The 24969-nt window shown below is 70.5% G+C and carries 21 protein-coding genes; 14 read left to right on the top strand and 7 right to left on the bottom strand.

Going from position 1 to position 24969, the window contains the following annotated elements:
• Nucleotides 1-6: 6 nt before the first annotated feature.
• The 9 genes from HPT28_RS00920 (at nt 7) to HPT28_RS00960 (ending at nt 8985) form a co-directional block, all read left to right on the top strand.
• Nucleotides 7-954 carry a hypothetical protein gene (locus HPT28_RS00920; protein ID WP_219088252.1) on the top strand — a complete coding sequence of 316 codons (948 nt, stop codon included), beginning with the start codon at nt 7-9 and terminating at the stop codon, nt 952-954.
• Nucleotides 951-3005, top strand: a complete 2055-nt coding sequence (locus HPT28_RS00925) for a hypothetical protein (RefSeq protein WP_308119031.1) — start codon at nt 951-953, stop codon at nt 3003-3005. Before HPT28_RS00920 ends, HPT28_RS00925 begins: the two co-directional genes overlap by 4 nt.
• A complete protein-coding gene (locus HPT28_RS00930; RefSeq protein WP_219088253.1) occupies nt 3002-3883 on the top strand; it encodes a hypothetical protein in 882 nt (293 codons plus the stop codon). The genes HPT28_RS00925 and HPT28_RS00930 overlap by 4 nt, the downstream gene beginning before the upstream one ends.
• A gap of 252 nt (nt 3884-4135) precedes the next feature.
• The gene (locus tag HPT28_RS00935; RefSeq protein ID WP_219088254.1) at nt 4136-4447 is read left to right on the top strand and encodes a hypothetical protein; all 312 of its coding nucleotides are present in this window, start codon (nt 4136-4138) and stop codon (nt 4445-4447) included.
• Entirely contained in the window at nt 4440-6437 is a 1998-nt protein-coding gene (locus HPT28_RS00940; protein WP_219088255.1) for a hypothetical protein, read from the top strand. Before HPT28_RS00935 ends, HPT28_RS00940 begins: the two co-directional genes overlap by 8 nt.
• Nucleotides 6434-7180 (top strand): hypothetical protein, encoded by a 747-nt coding sequence (locus HPT28_RS00945; RefSeq protein ID WP_257577841.1) that lies wholly within the window; start codon nt 6434-6436, stop codon nt 7178-7180. The genes HPT28_RS00940 and HPT28_RS00945 overlap by 4 nt, the downstream gene beginning before the upstream one ends.
• Complete coding sequence (locus HPT28_RS00950) at nt 7177-7449, top strand: DNA-binding protein (protein WP_219088256.1); 273 nt, start codon at nt 7177-7179, stop codon at nt 7447-7449. Before HPT28_RS00945 ends, HPT28_RS00950 begins: the two co-directional genes overlap by 4 nt.
• A gap of 57 nt (nt 7450-7506) precedes the next feature.
• On the top strand, nt 7507-8568 hold the full coding sequence (locus tag HPT28_RS00955; protein ID WP_219088257.1) for a hypothetical protein: 1062 nt from the start codon (nt 7507-7509) through the stop codon (nt 8566-8568).
• Between the two features lie 210 nt (nt 8569-8778).
• On the top strand, nt 8779-8985 hold the full coding sequence (locus tag HPT28_RS00960) for an isocitrate lyase/phosphoenolpyruvate mutase family protein (RefSeq protein WP_219088258.1): 207 nt from the start codon (nt 8779-8781) through the stop codon (nt 8983-8985).
• A 134-nt stretch (nt 8986-9119) separates the two neighbouring features.
• On the opposite strand, the gene HPT28_RS00965 is transcribed toward HPT28_RS00960, so the two are convergent.
• The 3 genes from HPT28_RS00965 to HPT28_RS00975 form a co-directional block, all read right to left on the bottom strand.
• A complete protein-coding gene (locus tag HPT28_RS00965; RefSeq protein WP_219088259.1) occupies nt 9120-9722 on the bottom strand; it encodes a hypothetical protein in 603 nt (200 codons plus the stop codon).
• 9 nt (nt 9723-9731) lie between these two features.
• Nucleotides 9732-10313 (bottom strand): hypothetical protein, encoded by a 582-nt coding sequence (locus HPT28_RS00970; RefSeq protein WP_219088260.1) that lies wholly within the window; start codon nt 10311-10313, stop codon nt 9732-9734.
• Between the two features lie 202 nt (nt 10314-10515).
• Nucleotides 10516-10950, bottom strand: a complete 435-nt coding sequence (locus HPT28_RS00975; protein WP_219088261.1) for an ATP-binding protein — start codon at nt 10948-10950, stop codon at nt 10516-10518.
• 163 nt (nt 10951-11113) lie between these two features.
• On the opposite strand from HPT28_RS00975, the gene HPT28_RS00980 reads away from it, so the two are divergent.
• From HPT28_RS00980 to HPT28_RS00995, 4 genes are all read left to right on the top strand, one after another.
• On the top strand, nt 11114-11968 hold the full coding sequence (locus tag HPT28_RS00980) for a helix-turn-helix transcriptional regulator (protein WP_219088262.1): 855 nt from the start codon (nt 11114-11116) through the stop codon (nt 11966-11968).
• A complete protein-coding gene (locus HPT28_RS00985; protein WP_219088263.1) occupies nt 11965-12150 on the top strand; it encodes a DUF397 domain-containing protein in 186 nt (61 codons plus the stop codon). Before HPT28_RS00980 ends, HPT28_RS00985 begins: the two co-directional genes overlap by 4 nt.
• Nucleotides 12151-12321: 171 nt before the next feature.
• Nucleotides 12322-13155 carry an isocitrate lyase/phosphoenolpyruvate mutase family protein gene (locus tag HPT28_RS00990; RefSeq protein ID WP_219088264.1) on the top strand — a complete coding sequence of 278 codons (834 nt, stop codon included), beginning with the start codon at nt 12322-12324 and terminating at the stop codon, nt 13153-13155.
• A gap of 192 nt (nt 13156-13347) precedes the next feature.
• Nucleotides 13348-14769, top strand: coding sequence for a PLP-dependent aminotransferase family protein (locus HPT28_RS00995; RefSeq protein ID WP_308119032.1), 1422 nt, complete (start codon nt 13348-13350; stop codon nt 14767-14769).
• 52 nt (nt 14770-14821) lie between these two features.
• Here the strand turns inward: HPT28_RS00995 and pcaB are convergent, their stop codons facing one another.
• The 4 genes from pcaB to HPT28_RS01015 all read right to left on the bottom strand — a co-directional run bounded on the left by pcaB (nt 14822) and on the right by HPT28_RS01015 (nt 22642).
• Complete coding sequence (pcaB, locus tag HPT28_RS01000; protein WP_219088265.1) at nt 14822-16234, bottom strand: 3-carboxy-cis,cis-muconate cycloisomerase; 1413 nt, start codon at nt 16232-16234, stop codon at nt 14822-14824.
• Entirely contained in the window at nt 16231-18192 is a 1962-nt protein-coding gene (locus HPT28_RS01005) for an FAD/NAD(P)-binding domain-containing protein (RefSeq protein WP_257577842.1), read from the bottom strand. Before HPT28_RS01005 ends, pcaB begins: the two co-directional genes overlap by 4 nt.
• A 270-nt stretch (nt 18193-18462) precedes the next feature.
• Nucleotides 18463-21558, bottom strand: coding sequence for a TIM-barrel domain-containing protein (locus tag HPT28_RS01010; RefSeq protein ID WP_219088266.1), 3096 nt, complete (start codon nt 21556-21558; stop codon nt 18463-18465).
• A 298-nt stretch (nt 21559-21856) separates the two neighbouring features.
• Nucleotides 21857-22642 (bottom strand): DeoR/GlpR family DNA-binding transcription regulator, encoded by a 786-nt coding sequence (locus HPT28_RS01015; protein WP_219088267.1) that lies wholly within the window; start codon nt 22640-22642, stop codon nt 21857-21859.
• 821 nt (nt 22643-23463) lie between these two features.
• On the opposite strand from HPT28_RS01015, the gene HPT28_RS01020 reads away from it, so the two are divergent.
• Nucleotides 23464-24927: a Glu/Leu/Phe/Val dehydrogenase dimerization domain-containing protein gene (locus HPT28_RS01020; RefSeq protein ID WP_219088268.1), complete on the top strand. Its 1464-nt coding sequence runs from the start codon at nt 23464-23466 to the stop codon at nt 24925-24927.
• Nucleotides 24928-24969: the final 42 nt, after the last annotated feature.

The raw sequence follows: 24969 nt of genomic DNA on the forward strand, positions 1-24969 counted from the left end.
ACGACGATGTACGAGCACGATGCCGATCTGCCCCAGAGCACAGCCGCTCCGCACACCCGCAGCCGCCCGCTTCCCCCGTACCGCGGAATCCTCGCGGTGGACGCCAAGGACTTCACCGGCCGTCCCGCCATCGAGCACGAGGTCATCAGCCGTCTGGTGCCGGAGCTGCTCCGGACCTCGCTCGAACGTGCCGGTCTGGCACGGGTCTGGGCGGACCGGGTCTTCCCCGCCAGCACGGGGGACGGCTACGTCCTCGGCTTCGACCCGACGTTGCTGCCGCTCGTCCTCCACCCCTGGCTGTTGACGCTCCAGGAGACGCTGACCGACTTCAACATCCACTCACATGGGACGGTGCCGATCCGTCTCCGTGTGAGCCTGCACGTCGGCCCGCTGCCGGACACCGGCGACGCGTTCGGCGGCAATGGGACCGTGCGGAACGACACGCACCGGCTGCTGGACTCGACCCCGGTCAAGGCCGTGCTGGCCTCCTCCAGCGAGAACATCACGCACGTGGCCGCCATCCTCTCCGACCGCTGCTACGAGGACGCCGTCGCAAGCGGCTACACCGGCCGTCATCCGGACCACTTCATCGAGGTGGCGGCGACGGTCGAGGGCAAGCCGTTCGCCCAGAGAGCGTGGATCCACGTCCCGGCACCATCGGGCCCCCTGCGGAACACAGGGGTTCTCGGCCAGGGCGCACACCCGGGAGACGGGGGGCAGGCACGTCCAGAAGGTGACGACGGCCTCCGGCCCGGCGAGCGCCACCACGTTACGCAGCACTGGACAACGAACAGCGCACCCAGCGGAAACGTCAATACCGGAACGGTGCAGGGCGGGCAGAGTGTGTCGAACCACCACACCGTCGGTGACCACGTGGGCGGCAACAAGGCGGGACAGGTCCGGGGCTTCCAAGGCGACCAGGTGCGCGGTGACAAGAACCAGGACCGCCGGTGACGGAGACTGGAGGGCCGGGAAATGCCGAGGAACCGGCACCGGAGGACATGGCGCGTGCGACGTTCGCGTTCAACTACGCTCCCGGTGGCAACATCAATACCGGTGGCCTCAAAGGCGGGCAGAGAGTAGGCGGTGAGCAGGGCACAGGCCGCCGGGCCAGGGTGCACGAAGGACCGATCCCGCAGAGCGAGGTCGAGCAGGCGACCTTCGGCTTCGCGGAGCCGAAGTGGTTCTCGGCGGCGGCCGGGACCCTGGGCGGCGGCCTTCTCTTCCTGGCGGGGAGTCCGGGATCGGGTCGCCGTACCGCGGCACTCAATCTGCTGCTTCGGCATTGCCGGGACGCCGGTTCACTGCGGGCGTTGGACAGTACAACGGTGCTGGACCGGTGGCGACCGTCGCGTTCCGGTGGCTACCTCATGGAAGGGCTGTTGCCGGACAGACTTACGGCGGGCCTGCTGGGGCACCTGCGGTCTCTCCTCCGTGAGGCCGAGGCAGTCATGGTGATCGTCCTGCCGGACGATCCCGAACTGCTGCGGGGACTGGGGAAGAACCTCCACCTGCGGCCCGTTGACTGTCAGCCGCCACCTCCGGAGAGCGTCTTCGAGGCACGGTTCGAGGCGGAGGTACCTCCGCCCGCCGAACGGGAACGGCTGCTGTCGGCCTTGGAACCCGGCCTGCTGGACGAGTTGCTCGTACCGAGTCTGATGCCCGCCGAGGTGGTGGAACTCGTGGCGGCCGTAGTGGCGGCCGACGGGGATCGTGCTGCTCTGGGCGACCTGAGGGAGCGTCTCAGCTACCGGGCGGAGGACGAGGTGCCGGAGCTGATTCGGACACTGCGCGAGGACGCCTACGGACTGGCCTTCCTCTTGGCTGTCTGTGTCTTCGAGGGTCTGGACCAGCGGGTCGTCAGAGAAGAGGCGGACCGGCTGCTGGAGCTGGCGGACGGGCGCCTGACCGCGCGGATACCTGCCAAGGAGGGTGACGAGGGCGGGCAAGAGGAGCGAGACAATCCGGCGTTCGTCTTCCGCCGGTCACTGACGGATTTGCTACGGGCGGTGGGTGCGAAGCCCGGTGCTCGGGAGATCCGGACGGACGGAGGCTATGCCCACGTCGTGGAGGCCGTGACGTTCATCCGGCATCAGCAGGCCGAGGCGGTTCTCCGGCACGTGTGGCGAGAGTATGGTCCGCTCTCCGATCTGCTGGTGGGCTGGCTCGCTGACGTGGACGGTCGGCGCACGGAGCTGACCCAGCCGGTGGGCCGGGTGATGGGCCTGGCCGCGCGTTGGGGAGGCGGCCGTCAGGCGCTGGAGCACATCGGGAAGCTGGCCGCGTCCGAGCGTGGCTCCAGTCGACGAATTGCGGCTCACGCCCTGGGCCTCGCGGCGGAGGACCCCGTTCTGGCGACGGAGGTGTGGCATCGGCTCAGTATGTGGAGCAGGCGGCGCGATCCGTATCTGCGGGCCACTGTGGCGCATGCCTGCGGTGACACGTTCGGGCAGTCCCGCCCCGAGGCGGCCTTGCGGCTGTTGGGTGAGGTGGCCTTCGGCACCGGAAGCGGCGCCGAAGACGCGGTGGTGTCGGCTGCGGTGGGCACGGCGCTGGCTCAGCTATTCTACGCAGGCGAGGAGCAACGTGTGTTCGAACAGTTGGCCCGGTGGGCGGCGGATCCGCCGAATGGAGCCGCCTCGCTGTTGGCGGTGTTCCCAGCCCTCCTCGCCTCACCCCGGTGGTTCCAGCGGGAGCTGGCAGCGCGGACGGAAACCAGTGAGCGCATCGTGGACATGGTGCGGGCGTCGTTGAACTCCGCGGAGACCTTCGACGCGACGAGCCGCGTCCTGCTCCGCTGGTGTTCCGACGCGAGGTGGGACGAGGATCTCACGTGTGCGGTCGAGCACTTGGTACACGCGCTGGCCAACCCGCTGGACCACGGCGCGTTCCGGTTCTTCGTCGACTTGGATCGCGATGACCAGTCAGGCACGTCTCGGCTCGTGGGACAGGACATCGCTCAGAAAGCCCTCACCCGATGGCGACGAGGGAGGACGCAGGCATGAGTGAAGTGGTTTCCGACGGACTGTTCCAGCGAATGAACACAGCCCCATGGCGGGCGATTCTGCGGTACCGGTGGGTGTCGCCCCGGGGGCGTGCGCTCGTCGTTCGAGACCGGGCCGGTGAGTACTACCTGCTTTCGCGAGTCGGTGTGCCGGGCGAGCCAGGTGGAGACCTTCCGCTCGCCGACGACGTGCCGTCACCCCGGCTGGGAGGCGGCTATGCGGACGCTTTCGAGGTAGATCTGACGGAGCGGCTCCATACTCGGGCGGTCGGCCTCCCGACCGTCTACGGAACCGAGTCCATGGATCTGTATGTCTCGTGGTGGGTGCATGACCCCGTGCGGGTGGTGCAGTCCCACACTGTGCACGGTTGGCATGTTGTGAGCGTCGAGCTCACCCGCGCTCTGACCATCCTGGATCAGACCCGGCGCGGGGCACAGCGCGAACTGGGCCCGCAGGACATCCTGCGCCACCTCGGTGACCCGAAACGTCTGGACGCGGTCGGCCTGACCTACAGGGTTTTCGACGTGCGACGCCGGGAATCGCCGGACGAGCTGATTCTCGGGCGGTTGAGCGATGCTCCTATGCCCGATTCCTGGACCGTCAATCGACGAGGCGAGTACGAGTTCTGTCTCCAGGCTTTGCGTAACGGGCCGGCGTCATTGGCGGCGCTGTGGCTCCTGCGGTGTCCCGACCAGGTGAGCCAGGTAGTGGACTGGGCCGTTGCGCACCAGGACCTCCTCGCGCCCCACACAGATTGGCAAGAGGAGATGGCCGCACTGCTCGGCATGTTGTCGGAGCAGGAACGCGAGGAACTCTCCCACCTCCTGTACGAGCGGGTGACGGCCCTCGGTCATCGCATGCCAAATCCTGGGAGCTGACAGCCCGATACGCAGAGCTGAGCCGGGCTGAGGAACGGATAGACGAAGGGGATGGGCAGGCCGCTCCGGTGGCCTGCCCATTCTTGTTGTTCCCCGGGCCTGCGATGCCTATTCCCAGGTGCATCCCGGTGCCCGCTTCCGGGTCACCCTGTTCGGTTTGTGGCCACCAACACTCCTTCTGTGCACTGGTGAAGCGGATGAAGCCCTGAATTCCTGGGAATCTCGTTGTGTCAGAGAATCCGGTCGTCAGGCATGTCGACCGATGAGCGTTCCTGGAGGAATGAATTGCGTGAGCATGACGAAAGCGCGACCGAACTCTCCGGCATTGGGGAAGGAACGCACAGCGCCCTGCGAGGCGAAGAGGCCGGCGTGCGGCCGCAGGAGTCCGGCCGCCCGCCCGCGCTGCTGCGTCCCGAGAATCCCGCGCCCGCACGGTTGAACCCGTACACCGGCGGGATGCGCGCCGATGGCGGGATCATCAACACCGGCATTGTGCACGGCGGGCAGCACGTCACGGACATCACTGTCGCGAAGGGCGAGGCGTGGGGTGTCGAAGATGACTGATGAGGGGCACAGGCCGGAGGATCCGCTCGGCGGCATCCCACCGGAGTTCTTCCAGGACCGCTCGTTGTTGGTCGTTGCGAACGGTGTGGTGAACGCCGGTGTCGTCAACGGGGGGCAGCGTTACACGAAGGTGGCCGAGGCAGCGGCGGACGAGATGACCGCACCGACCCGACAAGGGCCGGTACGGTCACAGGACCTCCGGAGGGCCCGGCGCGTCTTCGTACCGCCTTCCGGTCACGCCGAGGGGCTCGGCGCACTCGAATCCGGCTTGCTGCTGCTCGTGGGTGCGCAGGGCACCGGTCGCCGCACTGCGGCCCTCAACATGCTCGCCCACGGGCACGAGAAGCCTGCCCTTGTCCAACTCGACGGGCACACCGACCTGGTCAACTGGCGTCCTGCGCCGGACGGGGTGCACGGGTACCTGGTCATGGACCCTGCAGACCCCCGTGCACTGCGCCCGTGGGATCTGGCCAACCTCGAACAACGGGTCACGGGCGCGGGCGCGCGACTCGTCATCGTGCTCGTGGAGGAGCCAGGTCTGGTCAGGGCACTGCGGAGGGAACACGGCCTTCCGGTGTTCCGGCACGTGCCACCGGACCCGAGGGATGTCTTCACCGCTCACTTGACGGAGCTGTGCCCGGACCCCGGCGAGCGAGAACGGCGCATGAAGGCGCTCGGCTTCGACGTGCTCAGCGGCCTGCTACCCGCTGAGCTGCCCCCGGGGCATGCGGTCTCGGTGGCGGAGGCAGTGGTCCGGTCCGCTCCTGAAGGCGAGCCGTGTCCGGGCTCGGTGACCTCCGCGCTCGCCGAGGCGGAGGCCGCTGAACTGCTGGCCGTGTCCGAGGAGGACACGGAAGCGCTGACGCTCCTGCTGTCCGTGTGCGCCCACAGTGGCCTGGAGACGAGCACAGTCATGGACCGGGCTGGGGCTCTGCGCCACCTTCTCGTTACTGGTCCGAATCCGGATGCTGTGTCAACGGTGCTCCCGCGACGCCTCCAGCCGGGGGTCTTGCGCCGCATCCGGACCAGACCTGTGACCACACCTCATGGAGACGAGCGAGTCGAACTGCTGTGGCCTGCCGTGGCGGAGGCGGTGTGGGATCTCGTGTGCGGAGAACACCCGGAGCTGTTGCCCTCGCTACACCGCTGGCTTGCCATGACGGCTGAGGGTGACGAGGAGATCAGCCAGGCCGCCCGGGTGTTGTCGGGCCTCGCCGCCAGGACCGGCGGCCGGACCTTGACTTTGATGGGTGATGTAGTCGTGCCCCTCGCGCCGTCGGGCCCCGGCGTGGCTGCCCGGTGCCTGGCCAATGGACTGCGGCACACCGAGGCCGGGGCTGTGGCGCGTCAGGTGCTCGGCGAATGGAGCATGGCGGCCGAACCCGCCCTGCGCACTGCCGTTGCCCACGCCTGCGGCTGGGCCGGAGAGGCACTGGCATCCGAGGACGTCTTGGAGCTGCTGCAGCGCGTCGTCGACCGGTCAGACACGGTCGAGACGCCGACGTGCGCTGCTGTGGTCACCGCCTTGGCTCGGCTCTTCTCCGCTGGCGGGCCCGAGGACCGGCGTACCTACGTCCGTCGCCTGATCGCCTGGTCGCGGGGCGAGGATGTCGTTGGCCGCCTGGCCACGCGGGCGTCTTCCGCGCTACTGCACGCGGATCCTGCCTGGTTCGGTGAGCAACTGAGGAGCGATGGCGAGGACGCGGACGCGGTGCTGGAACTCCTCGTGCGCGCGCTCAACGAGGCAAGGTCGTTCTACGCGATGCGGGATGCGCTCCTGGGCTGGTGCAGCGCGACGGAGCAGGGGCTGACGCCCCGTCCACCGCTGGAGAAGTTGTTCGCGCGGTTGGTCGACACCCGCCAGCCCGGCGCTCTGCGTCTCCTGCTGTCCATTGAGCGCAGCGGAGACGCCACGCCCGGCAGAGATCTCGCCGAGCGGGCCCTAGCGGCATGGCACAGCAAGAACGTCTCGAAGGAGGGGACCTCATGAGGGGGCTGACCGGACCGCCGCCCCGGCTCTTTGACGTAATCGACTACAGGGTCACGGAACTGGGACTGCTGTCGGAGCTGCGAATCGACGTGGAAGCCGAGTGGTACAGCGCCGGTCCGGCGATGTCGCTCACCCTGGAGCAGGCGCGCCGGATGTTGTTCGACACGTCGGCAGAATCCGAGGCACGACACGCGGTGTGGCTGCGCCTCGCGGAACTGGCCCGGCGAGACACCGACCGGGAGCGCTGGCCACTTGCCGCGGTGTGGGTGGGGCTCCCGGGGCTGTACCGGACAGTGTTCCGGATCGTCCGCCGGCTCCGAGCCGAAGTAGCCGACGTTGAAGCGGAGCTGCTGGTCGGCTATCTGGAGGCGCTGCGGGAGATCGGACCGGAGACCCCGGATCCTGGGACCAAGCTGCTGCGCACAGCATGCCGGCGGGCCTGGGAAGCGGCGCGATCCGGAGCCGGGGAGTCGGCGGTCGAGGATGTGGAGGCCACCGCCGCCGCTGTCGGGACACATGCGCCGGAAGGTGTCTGGCAGGCGGAGTTCGACGCTCCCGGCCGACCCGATGGCCTCACGGCGAGCGTGCGGATCACTGTTCCGGCACATCGTGTGGAGGGCGTACGCGTCGGGGCGTTGGCCCGGGCCTGGGGACTGAGCGACGTGGCCACCGGAACCGAGCTGCCGCGCCGGGGGCGCCGGGTGGGCTCGCTGTCCCTGCGGAGCGTCGGGAGGCGAACGTGAGCGACCGTGACCAGACGCCGTTGTCCTTCCGAGAGGTCATGAACCTCCCGGTGAGCGTGGACTTGAGAACCGCGTCCAGGGCATTCGGAATATGTCTGGCTACCGCGTACCGGCAGGTGCGGCTCGGCACTTTTCCCTGCGAGACGATCCGTGTCGGCCGCCGCCATCGGGTTCGCACTGTGGATCTCATGCGGGCCCTCGGTATCGAGGAGCGGCCGATCTACGCCGACGACCTCGCTGACGGCGTCGCGCTGACTCTCTTCGAGTGATCGCCCGCCCCCGCGCTGCCTCTGTGCCAGCTAGTCCCTGTGTTGAGGAGACCGACCATGCCCACGTGCTTTGCGCTTGGGACGCGCACCGCGTTCTACGAGGACGTCGTCAGGCCCGTATGCCGACAGCTCGACCTGGCCCTGATCCGGGCTGACCATGTCATGGAGAACGGGGCGCTCAGCGAATCCGGGATCCGTCACCTCACCGCGGCAGACATCCTCGTCGCGGACCTGACCGGTCGGAGCCCGGAGGTTGTCCACGGGCTTCGCATCCGACACGCGTTCGGCCTCTACTCCGTGCAACTCGGCGAGACGGGCGCGGCACCTTTTGCCGACGGAATGTTTCCCTCCATCGTTCACTCCGCTCTGCCGGTGGGATCCGCCGAAGCGCGCGAGAAGCTGACGGCGGCGCTGGCGGAGCGATTCCCGGAGGTGCTGGCCGCCCCGCGCTCGGGCCCGTACCAGCCGGTGACGCTGGCCGGGAGGACTGCGATGACCGGGACCACGAGAGTGCCGGAGCAAGCGCTGGGCGACGCCTGCGGTAAGCCGGTGGCCTCCGAGGCTGAGCCTCCCGGACTGCTCGATCAAGTGGCCCTCGCCGAAGCGGAGATGGAGTCAATCGCCGAGGCTATGACGGAGGTGGAGGTGGCGATCGCGGATCTGGCTGCGATGGCTGAGGTGTCCCAGGAAGACATCCGTCGGTCCGGGCAGCCGGGCACCCCGATGGGTGCCCGGCTCGCGGCCGTCAACCGATTCGCCGCCGCGATCGAGGGGCCAGCCGAGGAACTGGAGGCGGCAGCGTTGCGCTTCGCGGAACGCATGAAGGTCACCGTAGACGTCACGGGGGCCGGCATCCAGTGGGTGCGGGACATGCCGCGTGCCGATTGGCCCGACGGCACGGTGCGCATGCTCGACCAGGTGGTTGAAATGGCCGGTGACATCCGGGAAGCGGCGTCCGGCATGCAGGGGCTTCGGCAGTTGCTTGCGATGTTCGGCACTATGAGCAGCCGTGCCCGGAAGCCGACCCGGAAGATCGGGAAGGCGGTGGAAGCCATGTTCGGAAGCGTGGTCGAGCTGGAGCAGTGGGCCCATGTCGCACGGGAGTTGAAGGTGGAGTAGGCGGGGCCGAAGGTATCGCCACAGGTGAGGACTAAAGCGAGGACGGGGCGGTGGCCGGGGGCACCGCCCCGTCCCGCTCCGCCAGTGCGGGCGGAGCAGGACGGGCTGCCGGGGCTCGTCGTAAGCCGCCGTGCCGACGTCTACCTCTTCGGGGTGGGATAGCTCGACGGTCGTCTGGCGGACGTCCTCGCCCGTGCCATGGGGTCCGCTGTGGACGGGGTGGAAGACCTGTTCGTTCCCGGGCTGCTGGACCTCGACGCGCTGGCAACGCTGACCGAGCGTTCACTCCTTCTGGTCAACGCCAAGGCCGGGCCGGGTGGCTCAGGCGTCAAGGAGCTTGCCGCCGTCGGCGTCCGCCGTATCTGGGGTGCCCTGGACTACGACGCGCTCGATAGCCTCGTTGTCGGGAGAGGCTGACAGGCGACCCCGGTTCGCAATGCCGGGGGTCGGGACGCTCGTCGCGGGCCCGTCTTCCCGTCGGCAGTGTGACGGCCCAGGGCTCGCCCCTGGGCCGTCACCCGAAGCGCACGCCTGCGGGCGGTATATGGCGACTACGGCCTGTTGGTGGCCTGCCGCAGTTCCGCGACGGTGTCGAGTCCCTCCCATTCGGGTAGGTTCTCGTTCTCCGACGCCCATACATTCACCGTGTGGTTGTCTTCGCTCTCGATGATGTGGCCTTGCGGGTGAGCGGAGTAGAGGGTATCGAACTCGGCGGTACTCTCGATGAGCTTCACGCCGGTGTCCTCGTGAGCGAACAGCACGATGCGGGTACCCAGCGGGAGACCATTCTGGTAGTGCGAGATATCGACCTCGGTGGGACGGTTGAACCAGTAGTACACCGTGTTGCCGTTAATCGAGGGGCCGTCCTTCCATGTCTCCACGGCACGTAGGCCCACAATCACGGCACCGACGGGCGGGCCGGATCCTTTGTCCTGGAGGGCCGAATCGACCGACACGACCTCGCCGACGACGGCGATATCTGCCACGTCGAGGAGATTTGCGGGCGTGTCGATGACGTTGTAATCGAAGTGGGTGGTTCTCTGAAGCAAATCGACCAGATCTTTGGTTGAGTTGACGTCTACGCTGTTGCTGCCGTCGGCCGAGCAGCCTGCGAGTACGACGATTGTCGCCACACTGGCGATGGGTTTACGCATGCCTCCACCTCAAAACCAGTTGTTTATGTGCCAGACATGGTGGGGGCTGTAGCGGCGGTACTGGACGCTCGTTCCTGGCACTTCACCGCTGACCATGCAACCCCCATACGTGGAGCCGTGCGTCAAGCCGACGCTGTGGCCCAGTTCGTGGCAGGTGGTTTTGGCCTCGTCGTATTCGTCGTAGCTCCCGACGTTGATCTCGGCCAAGTCGATATCGATGTAGAACTGGTCGCAATGACTGCCGTCGAAATCTTCACAGAACGTAGTGCCGCGCTTGCCATACGGGAGGTTGGTCTGGAACCACACGACATCCGTCTCGCCTGATCCGGAGTACTTGCATGTGCTGTCATAATTGACCTCTGTGTCAGTCCCGTTGTGAAGAGCACTCCACTCCGCTTCGCGTATGCCGGACTTGAGGTCTTCGGAAACACTGGCGGAATAGCAGTAGCCGTGTATTCCTCCGTCGGGATGCGCGCCGGTATTCTTGGTGTTCGTTCCCCATTCGTCGGCGACCGCGATTTGGGCACTTGACAGGGCAAGAGCTGATAGTGAAAGCAGGAGTGCGCACCTTTTCATGACGTGAGACTCCATTGCCCCCCTTGCAATTATTCGAGAACGCCGCGCGTCAACTTATGCGCGGGTGGTGTGCATGTCAATGAGTGTTGCACCTTCGTTCTGGGAAGGCCGGATTCAGATGGGTGGCTGGCCTGAACACCCCGGCGGATTTCTCCGTGGTTCCAACGGCACTCCGTGCACGATGCCTTGTTGATTGCGTCACCGGGCGGTAGTGCCCTCAGGGGAGTCTCGGTGCGCACTCGGCCCAGACGGTCTTGCCGCTGGGCGGGTAGGGCACGGTGCCCCAGCGATCGGCCAGGGCCGAGACGAGGAGCAAGCCGCGCCCGGTTCCACCCTCGGCGGTCGGCGCGGGGCCGGGTGTGGGCGGACGGCTCCCGCTCGCGTCGGTGACCTCGATACGTACCGTCTCGGATTCCGGGGTCAGTTGAAGCCCGAGCCGGAAGTCGCGGCCGGGCACCCTGCCGTGCAGCACGGCGTTCGCCGCCAGCTCCGCGACAACGACCTCCACGCGTTCGGTCACGCACGGTGTGACGTCCCAGGTGCGCAACTGGGCGGCCGCCAGCAGCCGGGCGAGCCGGGCCCCGCGCCGCGTGGACGACAGGAGTTGCCACACCGTGTGAGCGGCTTCGGGGACGGAGGTGCTGGAGTTCATATCCGTCACCTTGGCGGCTGCGCTGAGTCATTGACCAGCGACCAGGTTCGTACGCTGAGTCAGCGTACGCGCACTCGTAGTGGACAGTACGCCGCCGCCGACGTCACGCTGAGTATGGAGGGCGAGAGCGTCGGGCTCACGCACGGTGGCAAGGGAGCCGCGTATGTGGACTGGGGACGTCGTCGGGCCGGTGACGGAGAACGAGCGTGAACCGGACCCGTCCGACAGTCTGCGGACGTTCGGCGCCGTCGTCCAGGCCCTGCGCGAGCACGCGGGTCTCAGCCGTGAGGAGCTCGGTGCCCACGTCCGGTTCTCCAAGCACACGGTCGCCTCCGTCGAGCAGGGGCGCCGCATGCCCGACGAGCAGTTCGTCGAGCTCGCCGAATCGGTCCTGGGCAACACCGGCGCCCTCCGGTTCGCCTCCCGCCACCTGACGCGCGGAGAGCCCGGACTCGCCGCCTGGTTCCGCCGATGGGCCAAGCTGGAGCGCGAGGCGGTCAGTCTGTGTACCTACGAGTGCCGTCTGGTACCGGGCCTGTTGCAGTCGGAGCCCTATGCGCGGGCGGTGTTCGACAACAGCATCCCCCGGCTGACGGACGAACAGCTTGAGGCGCAGGTGACTGCCCGCCTCGAACGGCAAGCGATGCTGTGGGAGCGCCCGCACGTCCCGTTCAGCTTCATCGTGGAGCAGTCCGTCTTCCACCGGCGGCTTGGCGGTGCGGAGGTACGGCGTGGAGTCATCGACCACGTCTTGGAACTCACGACTTCGCGCAATGTGACGCTGCAACTCGTCCCCCTGGATGCCGAGTACCACGCCTGTCTGGACGGCCCGGTGCGGCTGCTGGAGAACACGGACGCCCGCCGCTACGCGTACTCCGAAGGGCAGCAGAACGGAAGGCTGATCCATGACGCGAAAGGGGTGGCTCTCCTTCAACGCCGGTATGACACACTGCGCTCGCAGGCCCTGCCACCCAGGGAGTCGCGGGACCTGCTGGAGCGTCTGCGAGGAGAGCTGTGAGCAAGAGCGAACTGAAGTGGTTCAAGTCCAGCTACAGCGGCACCCAGGGTGATGACTGCGTGGAGGTCGCCTTCGCGGAACAGATGGTGCACGTCAGGGACTCGAAGGACGTGATCCGCGCCTCCTTCGCCATCGGACGTGACGGCTGGTCTCGGTTCGTGGAGTTCGCCGCGCGCGGCTGAGCCGCCGCCGAGCAGGGGGAGAGACGCAGCGGACTGCCCCGCGACACGCACCCGTTGGTGTCGTGATTCCGCCAGCCGTTTGGGGGCGTGGTGGCCGAGACTCGTCGTCGGCGGCCGGAACGGGCCGCGGCGAGACGGACGCGTGAAGCCGTCCGAGAGAAAGGCGCACCCATGCCCCTGCACCCCTCCCAGCGAGACCGAGCCCGCACGCTCCGCGGGTTGGTCGACGACGGTCCGCTGCTCCTGCCCAACGCCTGGGACGCCGCGAGCGCGGCCGTGATCGCGGACGCCGGGGCGGCGGCCGTCGCCACGACGAGCGGGGGCGTGGCGTGGTCGTTGGGCCGCGGCGACGGGCACGGGCTGACCCGGGAACAGATGGCCGAGGCGGTGCGGCGCGTCGTGGCCGCCGTTGACGTGCCGGTCACGGCTGACGTCGAGGGCGGCTACGGTCCGGCGCCCGAGGACGTCGCCGCGACCGTCTCCGCCGTGGTCGCCGCCGGGGCCGTCGGCGTCAACCTGGAGGACTCGCGCGGGCCCGGGGAACTGTTCACCGCGCGGGAGCAGGGTGAGCGCATCCGGGCGGCCCGGGCGCGGGCCGAGCGGGACGGGCTGCCGGAACTCCTCGTCAATATCCGTACCGACGTCTACCTTTTCGGAGTGGGCGTCCCCGAGGAGCGGTTGGCCGACGTCCTCGCCCGGGCCGAGGTCTACGCCGAGGCCGGGGCCGACGGGTTGTTCGTCCCCGAACTGCTCGACCTCGAGGTGCTGGCCACCCTCACCGAGCGCTCGCCCCTGCCCGTCAACGCCCTGGCGGTCCCGGGTGGGCCGGGCGTCAAGGAGCTGGTCGCGGTGGGCGTCCGCCGGATCAGTCTCGGCACGGGCGTGGCCCAGGCCGCCTACGCCGTGGCCCGCGCGGCCACCCGTGAGCTGCTGGACACCGGCACGTACTCCGCGCTGGCGGGCGGCCTGGACTACGGCACGCTCGACGGCCTCGTCGCCGGGTGAGGCCGACGGGAACACCCTCGGGTGCCGGTCCGGCTAGGCTTACGTGAGGTGTTTCCGACGACGCGTCCGGCCCGGGCCGTCGCGCCACGCGTGCCGCATCCGGTGACCGGCTGGGGCGCCAGCCCAGGAGTTGACGATGCCCCCAGCGCCGTTCACCGGCACGACGGCTCGCCGACGTCGGCGAGCCGCCCGGTGAGCGCGATACCGCGGGCTCACACCCTGGACCTGCATCTGGAGCTCGACCTGCGGCAGCGGCGCGGCCGGCGGGAGCAGCTCGTGGCGGCCCTGCGGCGGGCGGTCGAGTCCGGCCGTCTGCCGCCGGGAGCCCGCCTGCCCTCCTCCCGCAGCGTCGCGGCCGAGTTCGGTATCGCCCGCGGCACCGTCGTCGCCGCCTACCAACTCCTCCTCGCCGAGGGCTACCTGGAGACCGTGCAGGGCTCGGGCACCCGGGTGGTCGGCACCGTGCCCCCGACTCCCCGGGCCGCCGCTCGGTCTGCTCTCACTCCCTCACCCGTGGCCCGCAACGCGCGGCGGTACAGCTTCCAGCCGGGCATGCCCGACGTCACGCTGTTCCCGCGCAACGCCTGGATCAAGTCGACCCAGCACGTGCTCACGACGGTTCCGGCCGAGGCCCTGGACTACGGAGATCCCCGGGGCCGCATCGAGCTGCGCCAGGCCCTGGCCGACTATCTGGCCCGGAGCCGCGGCGTGATCACGCAGCCCGAGCGGATCGTCATCTGTCACGGCTTCACCCAGGCGCTCGGCCTCATCACCACCGTGCTGGCCGAGCACGGGGTGGACACGGTCTCCGTGGAGAACCCGTGCTACCCGCTGTTTAGGGACGTCATCCAGCTCGCCGGGCTAGGCGTCCACACCGTCGACGTCGACGGGGACGGGCTGCTGCCGGCCGGACTCGCCGGCGGCGCCGCGGTCGTCACCCCGATCCACCAGTACCCGCTGGGCGTCAACCTGGCCACCGAGCGCCGCAGGGCGCTGGTCGACTGGGCCAAGGACGTCGACGCGGTGATCGTGGAGGACGACTACGACAGCGAGTTCCAGTACGGGAAGCAGCGGGTGGGTACGCTGCAGCCCATGGCGCCCGACCGCGTCATCTACGCGGGGACCACCAGCAAGACGCTGGCCCCCGGCATCCGGCTGTCCTGGCTCGCGGTTCCTGCGGACTGGGTCGAACGGATCACCAGCGCCAAGCGGATCGCCGACCGGCACACCGCGGCCCTCACCCAGATGGTCATGGCGGACCTGCTGCTGTCGGGCGCCTACGACCGGCACATCCGGCAGTGCCGCGACCACTACCGCAGGCGGCGGGACCAGCTCAGCGGGGCGCTGGCCGAGCACGCGCCGACGGCCTGGCTGGCGGGGGAGAGCGCCGGGCTGCACGCCCTCGTCCGCTGGTCTCCGGAGGGGCCGGCGGAGCGCGAGGTGGTGCGGGCGGCGCGCAGCGAGTCCCTCACCGTCGTCGGGCTCGGCGGTTACTGGGGCACTCCCGGCCCGCACGCGCCCGGGCTCGTCATCGGGTACGCCACGCCGCCGCGGCACGCGTTCGCCGGAGCCCTGGACGCGCTGAGCCGGGTCCTCGCCCGCTGCTTCGGCTGACCTGGCCGCCCTCGCGGGGCGGACACCAGGAGGGCGGCCAGGAGAGGTCCGGCTAGTGGAGGGCGCGGTCGACCAACGTCCCCGCCGCGCCCACATAGCCCTCGGGGTCGCACAGGGCCTCGATCCGCTCCCGGCCCAGCGCCCGCGCCACCGCGGGGATCTCCGCGAGAATCCGGGCCAGCGGCGCCCCGGTACGGGCGGAGCGCGCCGAGGCCTCGGTGAGCAGTCGCCTCGCCTCGGCCTTCCCGAGCCGGGGCGCCAGATGGGCGGTCACGCGCTCGGAGACGAGCTGACTGCCGGTCAGCTCCAGGTTGGCCGCCATGCGTTCCGGGTGCACGGCCAGCCCCTCGGTGAGCTCGACGGCCGTGTGGGCGGCGCCCCCGGTCAGCCGCAGAGCCTCGCGCAGCAGCTGCCACTCGGCGTGCCACGCCCCGCCGGACCTCTCGTCCTCGGCCATCAGGCACTGCGTCAGCCCCGTGCAGAGGGCGGGAACCTGGAGCGCCGCACTGCGGATCAGCGTGGCCAGGACCGGGTTCCGCTTGTGCGGCATGGCGGAGGATGCGCCCCGGCCCTCACGGGCCTGCTCGGCCACCTCCCCGATCTCGGTGCGGGAGAGCGTCTGCACATCCAGGGCCAGCTTGCCGAGGGCCCCGGCGGTGAAGGCGAGGGCGGCGGCGAGGTCGGCGACGGGCGTGCGCAGCGCGTGCCAGGGGAGCGGCGGCCGGGCGAGCCCCGTCTCCGCGGCGAAGGCGTCCAGCAGCTTGTCGGGGTAACTCTCGGGCTCCACCGGGTCCGTGCCGTCCACCCCTTCCGCGTCCACCCGGGCGTACTCCAGATACCCCGCCAGCGTGCCCGCGGCTCCGCCGAGCGAGAGGGGGAGCCCGCCGTCGAGTACGCGGTCGACGCGGTCGTGCGCGTCGAGGAGGAGCTGCCGCCAGCCGGCCGCCTTGAGGCCGAAGGTGGTCGGAACCGCCTGCAGGGCCAGGGTCCGGCCCGCCATGGCCGTGTCGCGGTGCTCGTGTGCCATCCGCCCCAGCGCCTCGGCCGCACGGCACAGATCGGCCCGGATCAGCTCCAGAGCCCTCCGGGCGACCAGCATCGCGCCGGTGTCGAGGATGTCCTGGCTGGTCGAGCCGCGGTGGACGTACTCGGCCGCCGCCGGGTCGTCCGCCGCCACGGCGGCCGTCAGCGCCCGTACCAGAGCGACGACCGGATTGGCCGTCTCCCGCGACTCCACGGCCAGCGCCCGGACGTCGAAGCGTTCGGCACGGGCCGCCGCGGTGATCGCCTTGGCGCGGGCTGCGGGCACGGTGCCGAGCGTGGCCTGCGCCCGGACCAGTGCGGCCTCGGCGTCGAGCATCGCCTGCAGCCAGGCGACGTCGGCGACGGCCGACTCGACCGGCGTGCCGGCGCGTACCGGGGAGAGGAGACCGGAGTCGGGCTGCCGGTCGTCGGGCGCGGTCATGAGGCCACCTCCACACGCGTGGACTCGGGCTGCCGGGCCGCCGGGCCCAGCGCCAGGACGGTACGGGCGATGGCGTCGGCGTCACCCAGGCTGACGGAGTCGACGCCGGGGCGTGCCGCGGCCGCCGTCACCCAGTGCACGGACTCGGTCGGCACGCCGTGCGCGAAGCGCCGCGGGTGAGGGCGGCCGTGGGCGTCGACGAGGCGGCTGGGGCGAGGCGTCACCGTCATCCCGCCCGTCTCGTAGCGGACTCCGCAGCCGCCGTCGATCCGGAACGGCGTGGCCTGTCCCCCGTCCCGCAGCCGGCGCATCAGCGGGTCGGCCGTACGGCGCAGGTCGGGTTCGGGCAGCCGGGCCTCGATCAGCACGCGGGCCCTGACCGGCGGTGCCGGTATCCGCTCCGAGACGCAGACGAAGGCCGGATCGCGCGTGTCCACCCGGATCGTCGCTCCGGGACCGGTCACCTGGAGGACTCCCGCCCGGATCAGGGCGATCATCTGCTCGATGCGGAAGGCCGGAGGGCCGATCGACGTGAACGCGTTGAGCGGCGTGTACCAGCCGTCCAGTTCGTCGCGGTGGGAGTTCCCGTCCAGCCCACCGTGGTCGACGGCGAGCCGTACCTCGTTGCGCAGGTCGCGCAGGACGTCGAGGGCCGCCTTGACCGGATCGCTGACGTTTCCGCCGCGTGCCTGCCGGACGTCCCGCTCCAGGTAGGCGATGAGCCAGGTGTGGAACGCCTCCCGGTCGGTGAACGCCGTCCCGGCGCAGGGGTGGGCGAGCCGTTCCCAGTTCCAGCGGCTGTCCTGCGGTATGCCGAAGGCGTCCAGCACCTCGCCCCGGTGCTCCGGCCGTTCGGCCGCCAGATACAGCTCGGTGAACGCCGCCCGGTCGGCCTCGCGACCCCGCCGGGCCAGCAGTGTCTCGTAGTAGACGCTTTCGACCTCGCGGGAGATCAGGGGCCACAGGTCGGTGCCGAAGTAGATCCGGTCGCCGTCCTTCGCCCGCTGCCGGAGCCCGGCGATGCGCTCGGCGGTGAGCAGCCTCGGGAAGTAGCGCCCGTGCGCCCCCTTCTCGTTCTCGCCCCTGGCGTGGTAGGGAATGCCGCGCCGCGAGGTGGCGCACAGCAGCGGTTCCAGACCGGAGGGTTCGTAGACGAGGCTTCCGCCCCGCCGTGTGAACGTCCCGCCGCGGCCGCTGGTGAAGAGCGCCAGATAGTCGAAGAAGTTCAGCCCCAGGCCGCGCAACAGGACGGTGTCCCGTGGCGTGACGGCGCCGAGCTCGACGTCGGCCGGGTTGGCCGGGGCGACGTAGTGGAGCCCGAGCTCGTGGGCCCTGGCGTTCAGCGCCCGCTCCTCGGCGCCGAGTTCGGCTGCGACGTGGCCCTGGGAGAGGACCACGGCGTCGAGCCTTCGGAGCAGCCGTCCGTTCTCCAGCCGGATGCTCTGCTCGGGCACCTCCTCGGTACCGCCGGTGAGGGCCACGGCCCGGCTCCGGTGAGTGGTGATCTCCACGTGAGGCGGTGCGTCGCGGCACACGCGTCTGAACATCTCACGCAGGTAGGCGCCGAAGAACGCGCGCGTGGGGTAGTCGTCCGGGCCGAGCGACCCGGCTTCGGCCAGGGTCGGCGCGTCCTGCGGGCCGAGGCCCGTCGCGCCGGAGGCGCGCAGTTCCTCCGCCCAGGCGTACAGGCTGGGGCCGGGCTCGACCGGACCGTCCATCGTCACGGTGAGATCCGTGAACACGGTGATCTGGGAGGCCACGGTGTTCATGAGCAGTTCGCGGGACTGGTCGGTGCGCCAGACGGCGCCGGCGCCCGCCGGCCACGGGTCGACGAGGTGGAGGCGGACGCCCTGAACCGACGGGGTGTGGCGGGCGTTGGCGCACAAACGTTCCAGCACGGCGAGGCCGCGCGGGCCGACTCCGACGACGGCTATCGACAAGGCTCGGGTGGCTGCCAAAACGTGCTCCTCACGGGAGAGGGAAGCAGGGCTGCCGATGAAGCTAGGTCACCCGACCGGGCCTGAATGGTCCACTTTTCCGCGGCTCACATGGTCCACTCGCCCGCTGTGAGGCGCGCGCCGGGACGTCCGGAGCGGCTGCCTCGCGGCGGTGTGCCGCCCCGGGACGGTGCGGCACACGAGCAGGGGCCGGCGCGGCGGTGGGAACGGCGTGGAGCCGTGGCTCCGCGCTTGCGCGCCACCACGGCTCCACTCCCCGTCGACCCCGGGTCAGCCCGTGGGCGTCCAGCGCTGGTCTGCCGTGCCGGAACAGCGGGCCGTCTTCAGTTCGGTGCCGTTGGCGGTGGCCGATCCGACGGGCGCGAGGCAGCGGCCGCCGCTGGTGACGGCCGACTCGGGCCCGAGCCGCCACTGCTGGGTGGCGGAGCCGTCGCAGGGCTGGACGGTGACGGGGTTGGTGGCGGCGTCCAGGCAGACACCGTCCTTGCCGGTGAGGGCGCCGTCGTCGGCGAACGTCCAGCGCTGGTTGGGGCCTCCGTGGCACGGGTACAGGGTGGGCTCGACGCCCGGGCTGGTGTCACTGTGGGGGATGTCGACGCACGTGGACGAGGCGCCGTTCACCAGGGTGACGTCCGTCGGCGGCGGGACGGCGGCGCCGGTCGCGGAGATCTCGGCCGCGCTGGTCCAGGGGCCGCTGTCCCCGGCCTCGGTGAGAGCCCTGAGCCGCAGGTAGCGCCCGGTCTTCGGCTTGAGGGCGATGGACTTCTCCGCCGCGGTGTCGGCGAACGCGCCCGTCGCCACCGGGCTGCCCCAGTCGCCGGTGGTGTCGGAGACGTAGACCTCGTACGAGCCGATCCGACCGTTGTCGCCGCCGTCCTGCCGGGGCAGATAGCTCAGGCCGTCCACGGCGTAGCGGGCGCCGAGGTCGAGCTGGATCTCGTGGGGCAGCGGGTCGGGGCTGTTGCTCCAGGCGGTGTGCCAGTGCGTGGCCCGGTCGCCGTCGATCGCGTTCGCGGCCGCCCCGTCCTCGCCCTTCGTCTCCTCGCTGTCGGCGTGGACGACGCTCCAGTCGCCGCGGGGGATCGGCGTCCCGGCGTCGTCGGGGATCTCGGTGGACGGGAGCAGCGTGACGCCGGAGGCGGTGACGGTGAACGCGCCGGAGTGGCCGCCCGCCTTGACCCACAGGAGGCCCGAGCGGTCCTCCGGGTCGAAGAACCAGCCGCTCTCGGCCGCGTCGTAGGCGCTCTTGGAGGCGAGCTCTCCGATCTCCGCCCCGTCCACCGTGACGGCCGAGGGCGCGGTGGCCACGTGAACGGTGAACTCGTAGTCCCGGGACGCGGGCTTGCCGTCGTAGGAGCCGGTGGCCGCACCGACGTCGATGCTCACGTCCCCGGTACCGGCGGCCGGTGCGGCGACGTCGACCCGCTGGGTGGCGAAGGCGCCCTCGCGGTGGGCGCGGGTGACACCGTCGTCCTCGTAGAGGGTGAAGTCGGAGCTTCCGCGCGGATAGACGTCGTAGGTGAGCTGGTCGACGGGCTTCTCGCCGGTGTGGTTCATCTGCGGCCACATCGGCACGATGCTCCCGCCCCTGACGAACAGCGGCAGGGTGTCCAGCGGCGCGGAGTAGCCGCTGAGCCAGCCCGGGCCGGAGTAGGTGGTGCCGGTCCAGTAGTCGGTCCACGTCCCGGCGGGCAGGTAGATGCCGTCGCGGGTGGCGGTGTCGGAGACCACGGGGGCGACGAGGAAGGAGTCGCCGGCCATGAACTGCCCGCTGGTGAGGTTGCCGCGGGCCACCGGGTCGTCCGGGTACTCCAGGACCATGGCCCGGGTGGCGGGCACACCCGTCTGGCTGGCGTGGTGGCTCATCGTGTAGTGGTACGGCATCAGCCGCATCTTGAGCTTCAGGTACGTGCGGTTGATGGAGCGGTAGGGGTCGCTGAAGCGCCAGGGCTGCTTGTCCTGGTAGCCGGCCTCGGGATGGGTGGCGCCCCAGCCGGACATGGTCATGAACGCCGGGGTGAACGCCTTCCACTGCAGGTCGCGCACGTACGTCTCGGGGCTGCCGCCGAAGATGCCGTCGACATCACCGGCCGCGTAGTTGTGGCCGGAGAGCCCGGCGCCGGCGATGGCCGGGACGTGCCAGCGCATGTCGTCCCAGGTGCCGTGTGTGTCGCCGGTCCACACGACCGCGTTGCGCTGGGTGCCGGCCCAGCCGTCGACCGTCCACACGAAGCGGCGGGCGTCGGAGTTGTCCTCGATGCCGTCGACGGCCTGCTGGACGCCGTCGAAGGCGTACTCGTAGCCGCTGCCGATCCAGGCCACGTCCGTCTTGACGCCACGGCTCCCGGCGACGCCGACCTCCTCGTCGATGGAGTCCAGACCGGTGGATGTCCACAGCCCGGTCCTGAAGCCCAGCTCCGCCAGGCCCGCGACGGTCTCCGGCAGCTCGGTGTGGCCGCAGCCGTAGCCGTCGTTGGGCAGGAACCATCCCGAGGGCATGTCGGCGGCCCGGGCGTCGGCGGCGTAGCCGAGCACGTCCGGCGTGGTCTGGTGGCGTGCCCGGTCGTGGTCGCCGGTGTAGTCCGGGTTGGAGGCGTTCCAGCAGTCGGCGTTGCCCAGCTCGAAGCCCCACAGCGGCGCGAGGAACGGCTTGCCGCTGACGTCGGTGTACGCGTCCAGCACGCCTTTGAGGGAGTCGCCGACGAAGTACCAGGCGTCGAAGCGGCTCTCGTCGTGGGCGAAGACGCTTGGCGCGGTGAAGGAATAGCTTCCGGGCGCCCAGGTGTTGCGCATGACGCCGTAGCCGTTGGTGGACATGTAGAACGGCGCCGGGCTGGCGTTGGAGTTCTCCCGCCAGGCGTTGTCCACGGCGATGGGAACCGTCTTGCCGCGCAGCGCCCACTCGCCCAGCCGCAGCCCCGTCCCGTAGAACTGCTCGTCGGCGCCCCGGGCGAGGCGCTGGCTGGTCTGCGTGCCGGTCCAGGACAGCGGCTCGGACTCCCGCCAGACGAGGGTTCCGTCGGCCCGGTGGACGGAGAAGGTGAGCGGAGACTTGTCGACCGTGATCGACAGCGCCGGGGTGGTGATGCGGTACTGCCCGTTCTCGTCGCTGAGGCTGGACGACACCGGTCCGAAGTCGGTCGTGACGGCCAGTTTGCTCCCCGCGGGGTCGTCGGCGAAGGTGCCGTCGGGGGAGAGCCAGATCCGGAAGACGTCCTCCCGCGCCAGCTGGACCCGCACCGTGGCCGCGTGCGTCGTACTGATCGTGTAGGTGTTCCCCGACCGGGTGACGCCGGTGACGTCGCCCGGGGTCGCCGCCGCGGCCGGGCCCGTCGGGCCGGCGACGGTGAAGAGCGCCGCCACCATGGCCCCGACGAGTGTGAGGATGCCGGGACGCCTGCCGTGCCGCCGCCTTCTCCGGGCCCCTCGCGCGCGTCGTCTCATCGCAACCGCCTCTCCGGCAAGGGCGAGTACCGTCTGCCGGCCCCGCCGACGTCCCGTATCGGTGCGTCATCAGAGCAGCCCGCACGGATGACGTCAAGTGCGCGCGGAGGCGGTGGTTCGCTCAACTCTGCGCACGCATGCGCAAGAAGTGCAAGGCTGGAGGTGACGTGCGGGGGTGTTGCGACGGGTGAACGCTCAGGCCCTCAACGCGTCAGGCCCGTCAGACCGTCAGGACCTCGACGCCCTGCGCGGTGAGCTTCTCGACCAGCTCGCCCGGCGCGGCGCGGTCCGTGACCAGCACCGTGATCTCCGGAACCGAGCAGACCCGGGCGAACGCCCGCCTCCCCAGCTTGGTCGAATCGGCGACGACGACCACCTTGCCGGCCCGCTCGGCCATCGCGCGGTTCGCGCTGGCCTCGCCCTCGTCATGCGTGGCCGCACCGAACTCCGGGTCCACGGCGTCGACGCCGAGGACGGCGTAGTCCAGGGAGAGCCCGTTCAGCACCTCGGTGGCCAGCGGGCCGGTGAGCTCGTAGGAGTTGGGCCGGGCCACGCCTCCGGTCACCACCGTCTTCACATAGGGGCGCACGGCCAGCTCGCCCGCGATGTTGATGGCGTTGGTGACGATCGTCAGGGCCGTGCCCGGGGCGTGGTCGGCCAGGTCGGCCCGGGTGGCGAACTCGCGGGCCACCTCCGAGGTCGTCGTCCCGCCGTTGAGCCCGACCACCGCGCCGGGCAGTACGAGCCCGGCCGCCGCCCGGGCGATCCGGTGCTTCTCGTCGGCCTTGCGGGCCGTCTTGTAGCGCAGCGGCAGGTCGTAGGCGACGCCGCTGAGCACCGCGCCGCCGCGCGTGCGGGTGAGCAGCTGCTGACGGGCCAGCTCCTCCATGTCCCGGCGGATCGTGGCCGGGGAGACGCCGAGGAGTTCGGCGGCCTCGCCGACCTCCAGCCGCCCCCGCTCACTGAGCGCGTCGAGCAGGCGCGTCCAGCGCTCGTGCGCCGCCATGAGATCCTCCCGGTGCCGTCTGCGGATGAGCGTATCGCGTGGAGATCACCCTGAGGCTCCGCACGCCTGCGCTCCGGCCCCGGGCTCAGCGGTGGTGAAGCGGGGAGCCGGGGGCCTGGCCGATGCCGCTGTGCGCGGCCGTGCCCGGAGCTGCCGTTGCCCGGTGCCGGCCTCGCGCAACGATCGGAGCACTGCTCGCCGGCGTTCATGGCGCCGAGCCGCGCAGCGGTGCTCCGGCCCGCCCGTTCGCCGAACACAAACGATCACAGGTGGACACGGCCTCCGGCGGGTGAGGAGCCCGCCCCCGCGGTCTGCCCGCCTGAGCCCCCGGTTCCCGGGCCCGCGCCGCAGGTGTCCGACCCGGCGCCGACGTCGGGGAGCGGGCGTCGTCCCCCCTCTGCACAGGTCCGGGCGCGGCCTGCGCACGGGCGCTCTGAGCTGCGCCTTCTCCGGTGAGGTCGAGGCGTGGTCGAGACCCGCACGGGAATTGTTCGATTTCCCGGTCGAATAGGCCGGGCAGAGGGCGGAACTCGAGTGGGGGAGTGGCGCCAAGTGGGCTCTTGACAACCGCAGAACCGCGACCTCACAGTGGGCGCTACGGACATGGGCAAGACTGCTCATCTGTTCTCTGCACTTTTCGTCAGACCCATTTTCCGCGTCTTTGCGGGCTCATCTGTCGTGCCGCGATTCCTTCGCGGCTTCCGAAGCGTTTTGTGCTGCCCGTGAACACGTGATTCTCCGTACCCGCGCAAGGACTGCGTGCCTGGAAGGGGCACACGGCAGAGGTCGAACCGACAGATCCTGGAAAGGGTGAGTGCCAAGTGCTGCGAACTGCCATCGAGACGCCGCTTCACGTATTCGAGCATGAAGAGCATGAACCCTATCTTCAGGTCACCTGGCGTGACTCCGAGACCTCGGCGCGCGGTTATGTCGTCATCGACCAATTGGTCACGGGTATCGCCACCGGAGGGCTCCGGATGCGTCCGGGCTGCACGGCCGACGAGGTGGGAGCGCTCGCCCGGGAGATGACCCTGAAAATGGGCGCCTTCGGCATCCACGTCGGCGGTGCCAAGGGAGGCATCGACTTCGACCCCGCCGACCCGCGCGCCGCGGAGGTGCGGGAGCGGTTTCTCCAGGCGGCCCGGCCGCTGCTCGAACGCTTCTGGGTCACCGCGGGCGATCTCGGCACCCAGCAGGAAGAGCTCGACCGGAGCTTCGCGCGGGTCGGGCTCGGCGAGACCTCCTTCCACGCCGCCGTCGTCCGCGCCCCGGACGAGGGCGAGGTGCGCGCGCGCGTCCGGCGGGCGTTCGCCGCCCGGACGGACGGGCTGAAGCTCTCCGAGCTGGTCGGCGGCTTCGGGGTGGCGGAGGCGGCCCTGGCGGCCCTGGAACAGCGGGGCGTTCCCGCCGCGACGGCCAGCGCGGTCGTGCAGGGTTTCGGCGCCATGGGCGGTTCCACGGCGCTCTACCTCGCACGGGCCGGGGTGCGGGTCGTCGGGATCACCGACGCGCGCGGTCTCGTCCTCAACACCTCGCGGGGTCTCGACGTGGAGCTCCTGCTGTCCGCGCGCAGCCCGGGCGGCGTCATCGACCGCTCGGTCCTGCGCGACGACGATCAGGAGCGTCCCGGTGAGGCGTGGCTGAGCCAGGACGTCGACGTGCTCGTCCCGGCGGCCGTCTCCTACACGATCACCACGGACAACTGCGAGGAGATCCGTGCCCGGCTCGTGGTGGAGGCGGCGAACGTGCCGACGACCCCCGAGGCCGAGCGGCGCCTGCTGGAGCGCGGGGTGACGGTGATCCCGGACTTCGTCGCCAACACGGGTGCCGCCGCGGGAGCCTGGTGGGTCATCCTCGGCGAGGTGGTCAGCCCCTCCGGCGCCTGCGGCCGTCTGTCGGCGCAGATCCGCCCGCTCGTCCAGAGCCTCGTGAACCGGGCCGATGCCATGGGGACGTCGGTGCGGCACGAGGCGGTGGTCTCCGCGAGGGAGAACTCCCGGCGGATGATCGCGGAGTACGGCGGAGCGGTGGCCTACCGGGAGCTGTTCTCCGACCCGTGGGAGAGCGGGCAGGGCGCCCTGGGCGACGCGGAGGCGCGCCACCCGGCGGAGCCGGGCCTCCCGGCGGAACCCCTCAGCCCGGAGCCGGTACGGCCCGTGCCCGTACTGTTCGACGCCACCCCGGAGCACGCCGCCCCGGAGCACGCCGGACGGTACGCCGAGGCCGTGCCGGCCAGCGCGTCGGGCGGCCCCGACCCCCTCGGCGCCCCCTCCGAGCTCGCGTAGGGCCCGCCCGACAGCGGTCTGCTCCCGTGGGCCTCCCCAGCC

Origin of the sequence: Streptomyces sp. JJ38, from assembly GCF_019303475.1 — a bacterium.
Lineage (GTDB): Bacteria > Actinomycetota > Actinomycetes > Streptomycetales > Streptomycetaceae > Streptomyces.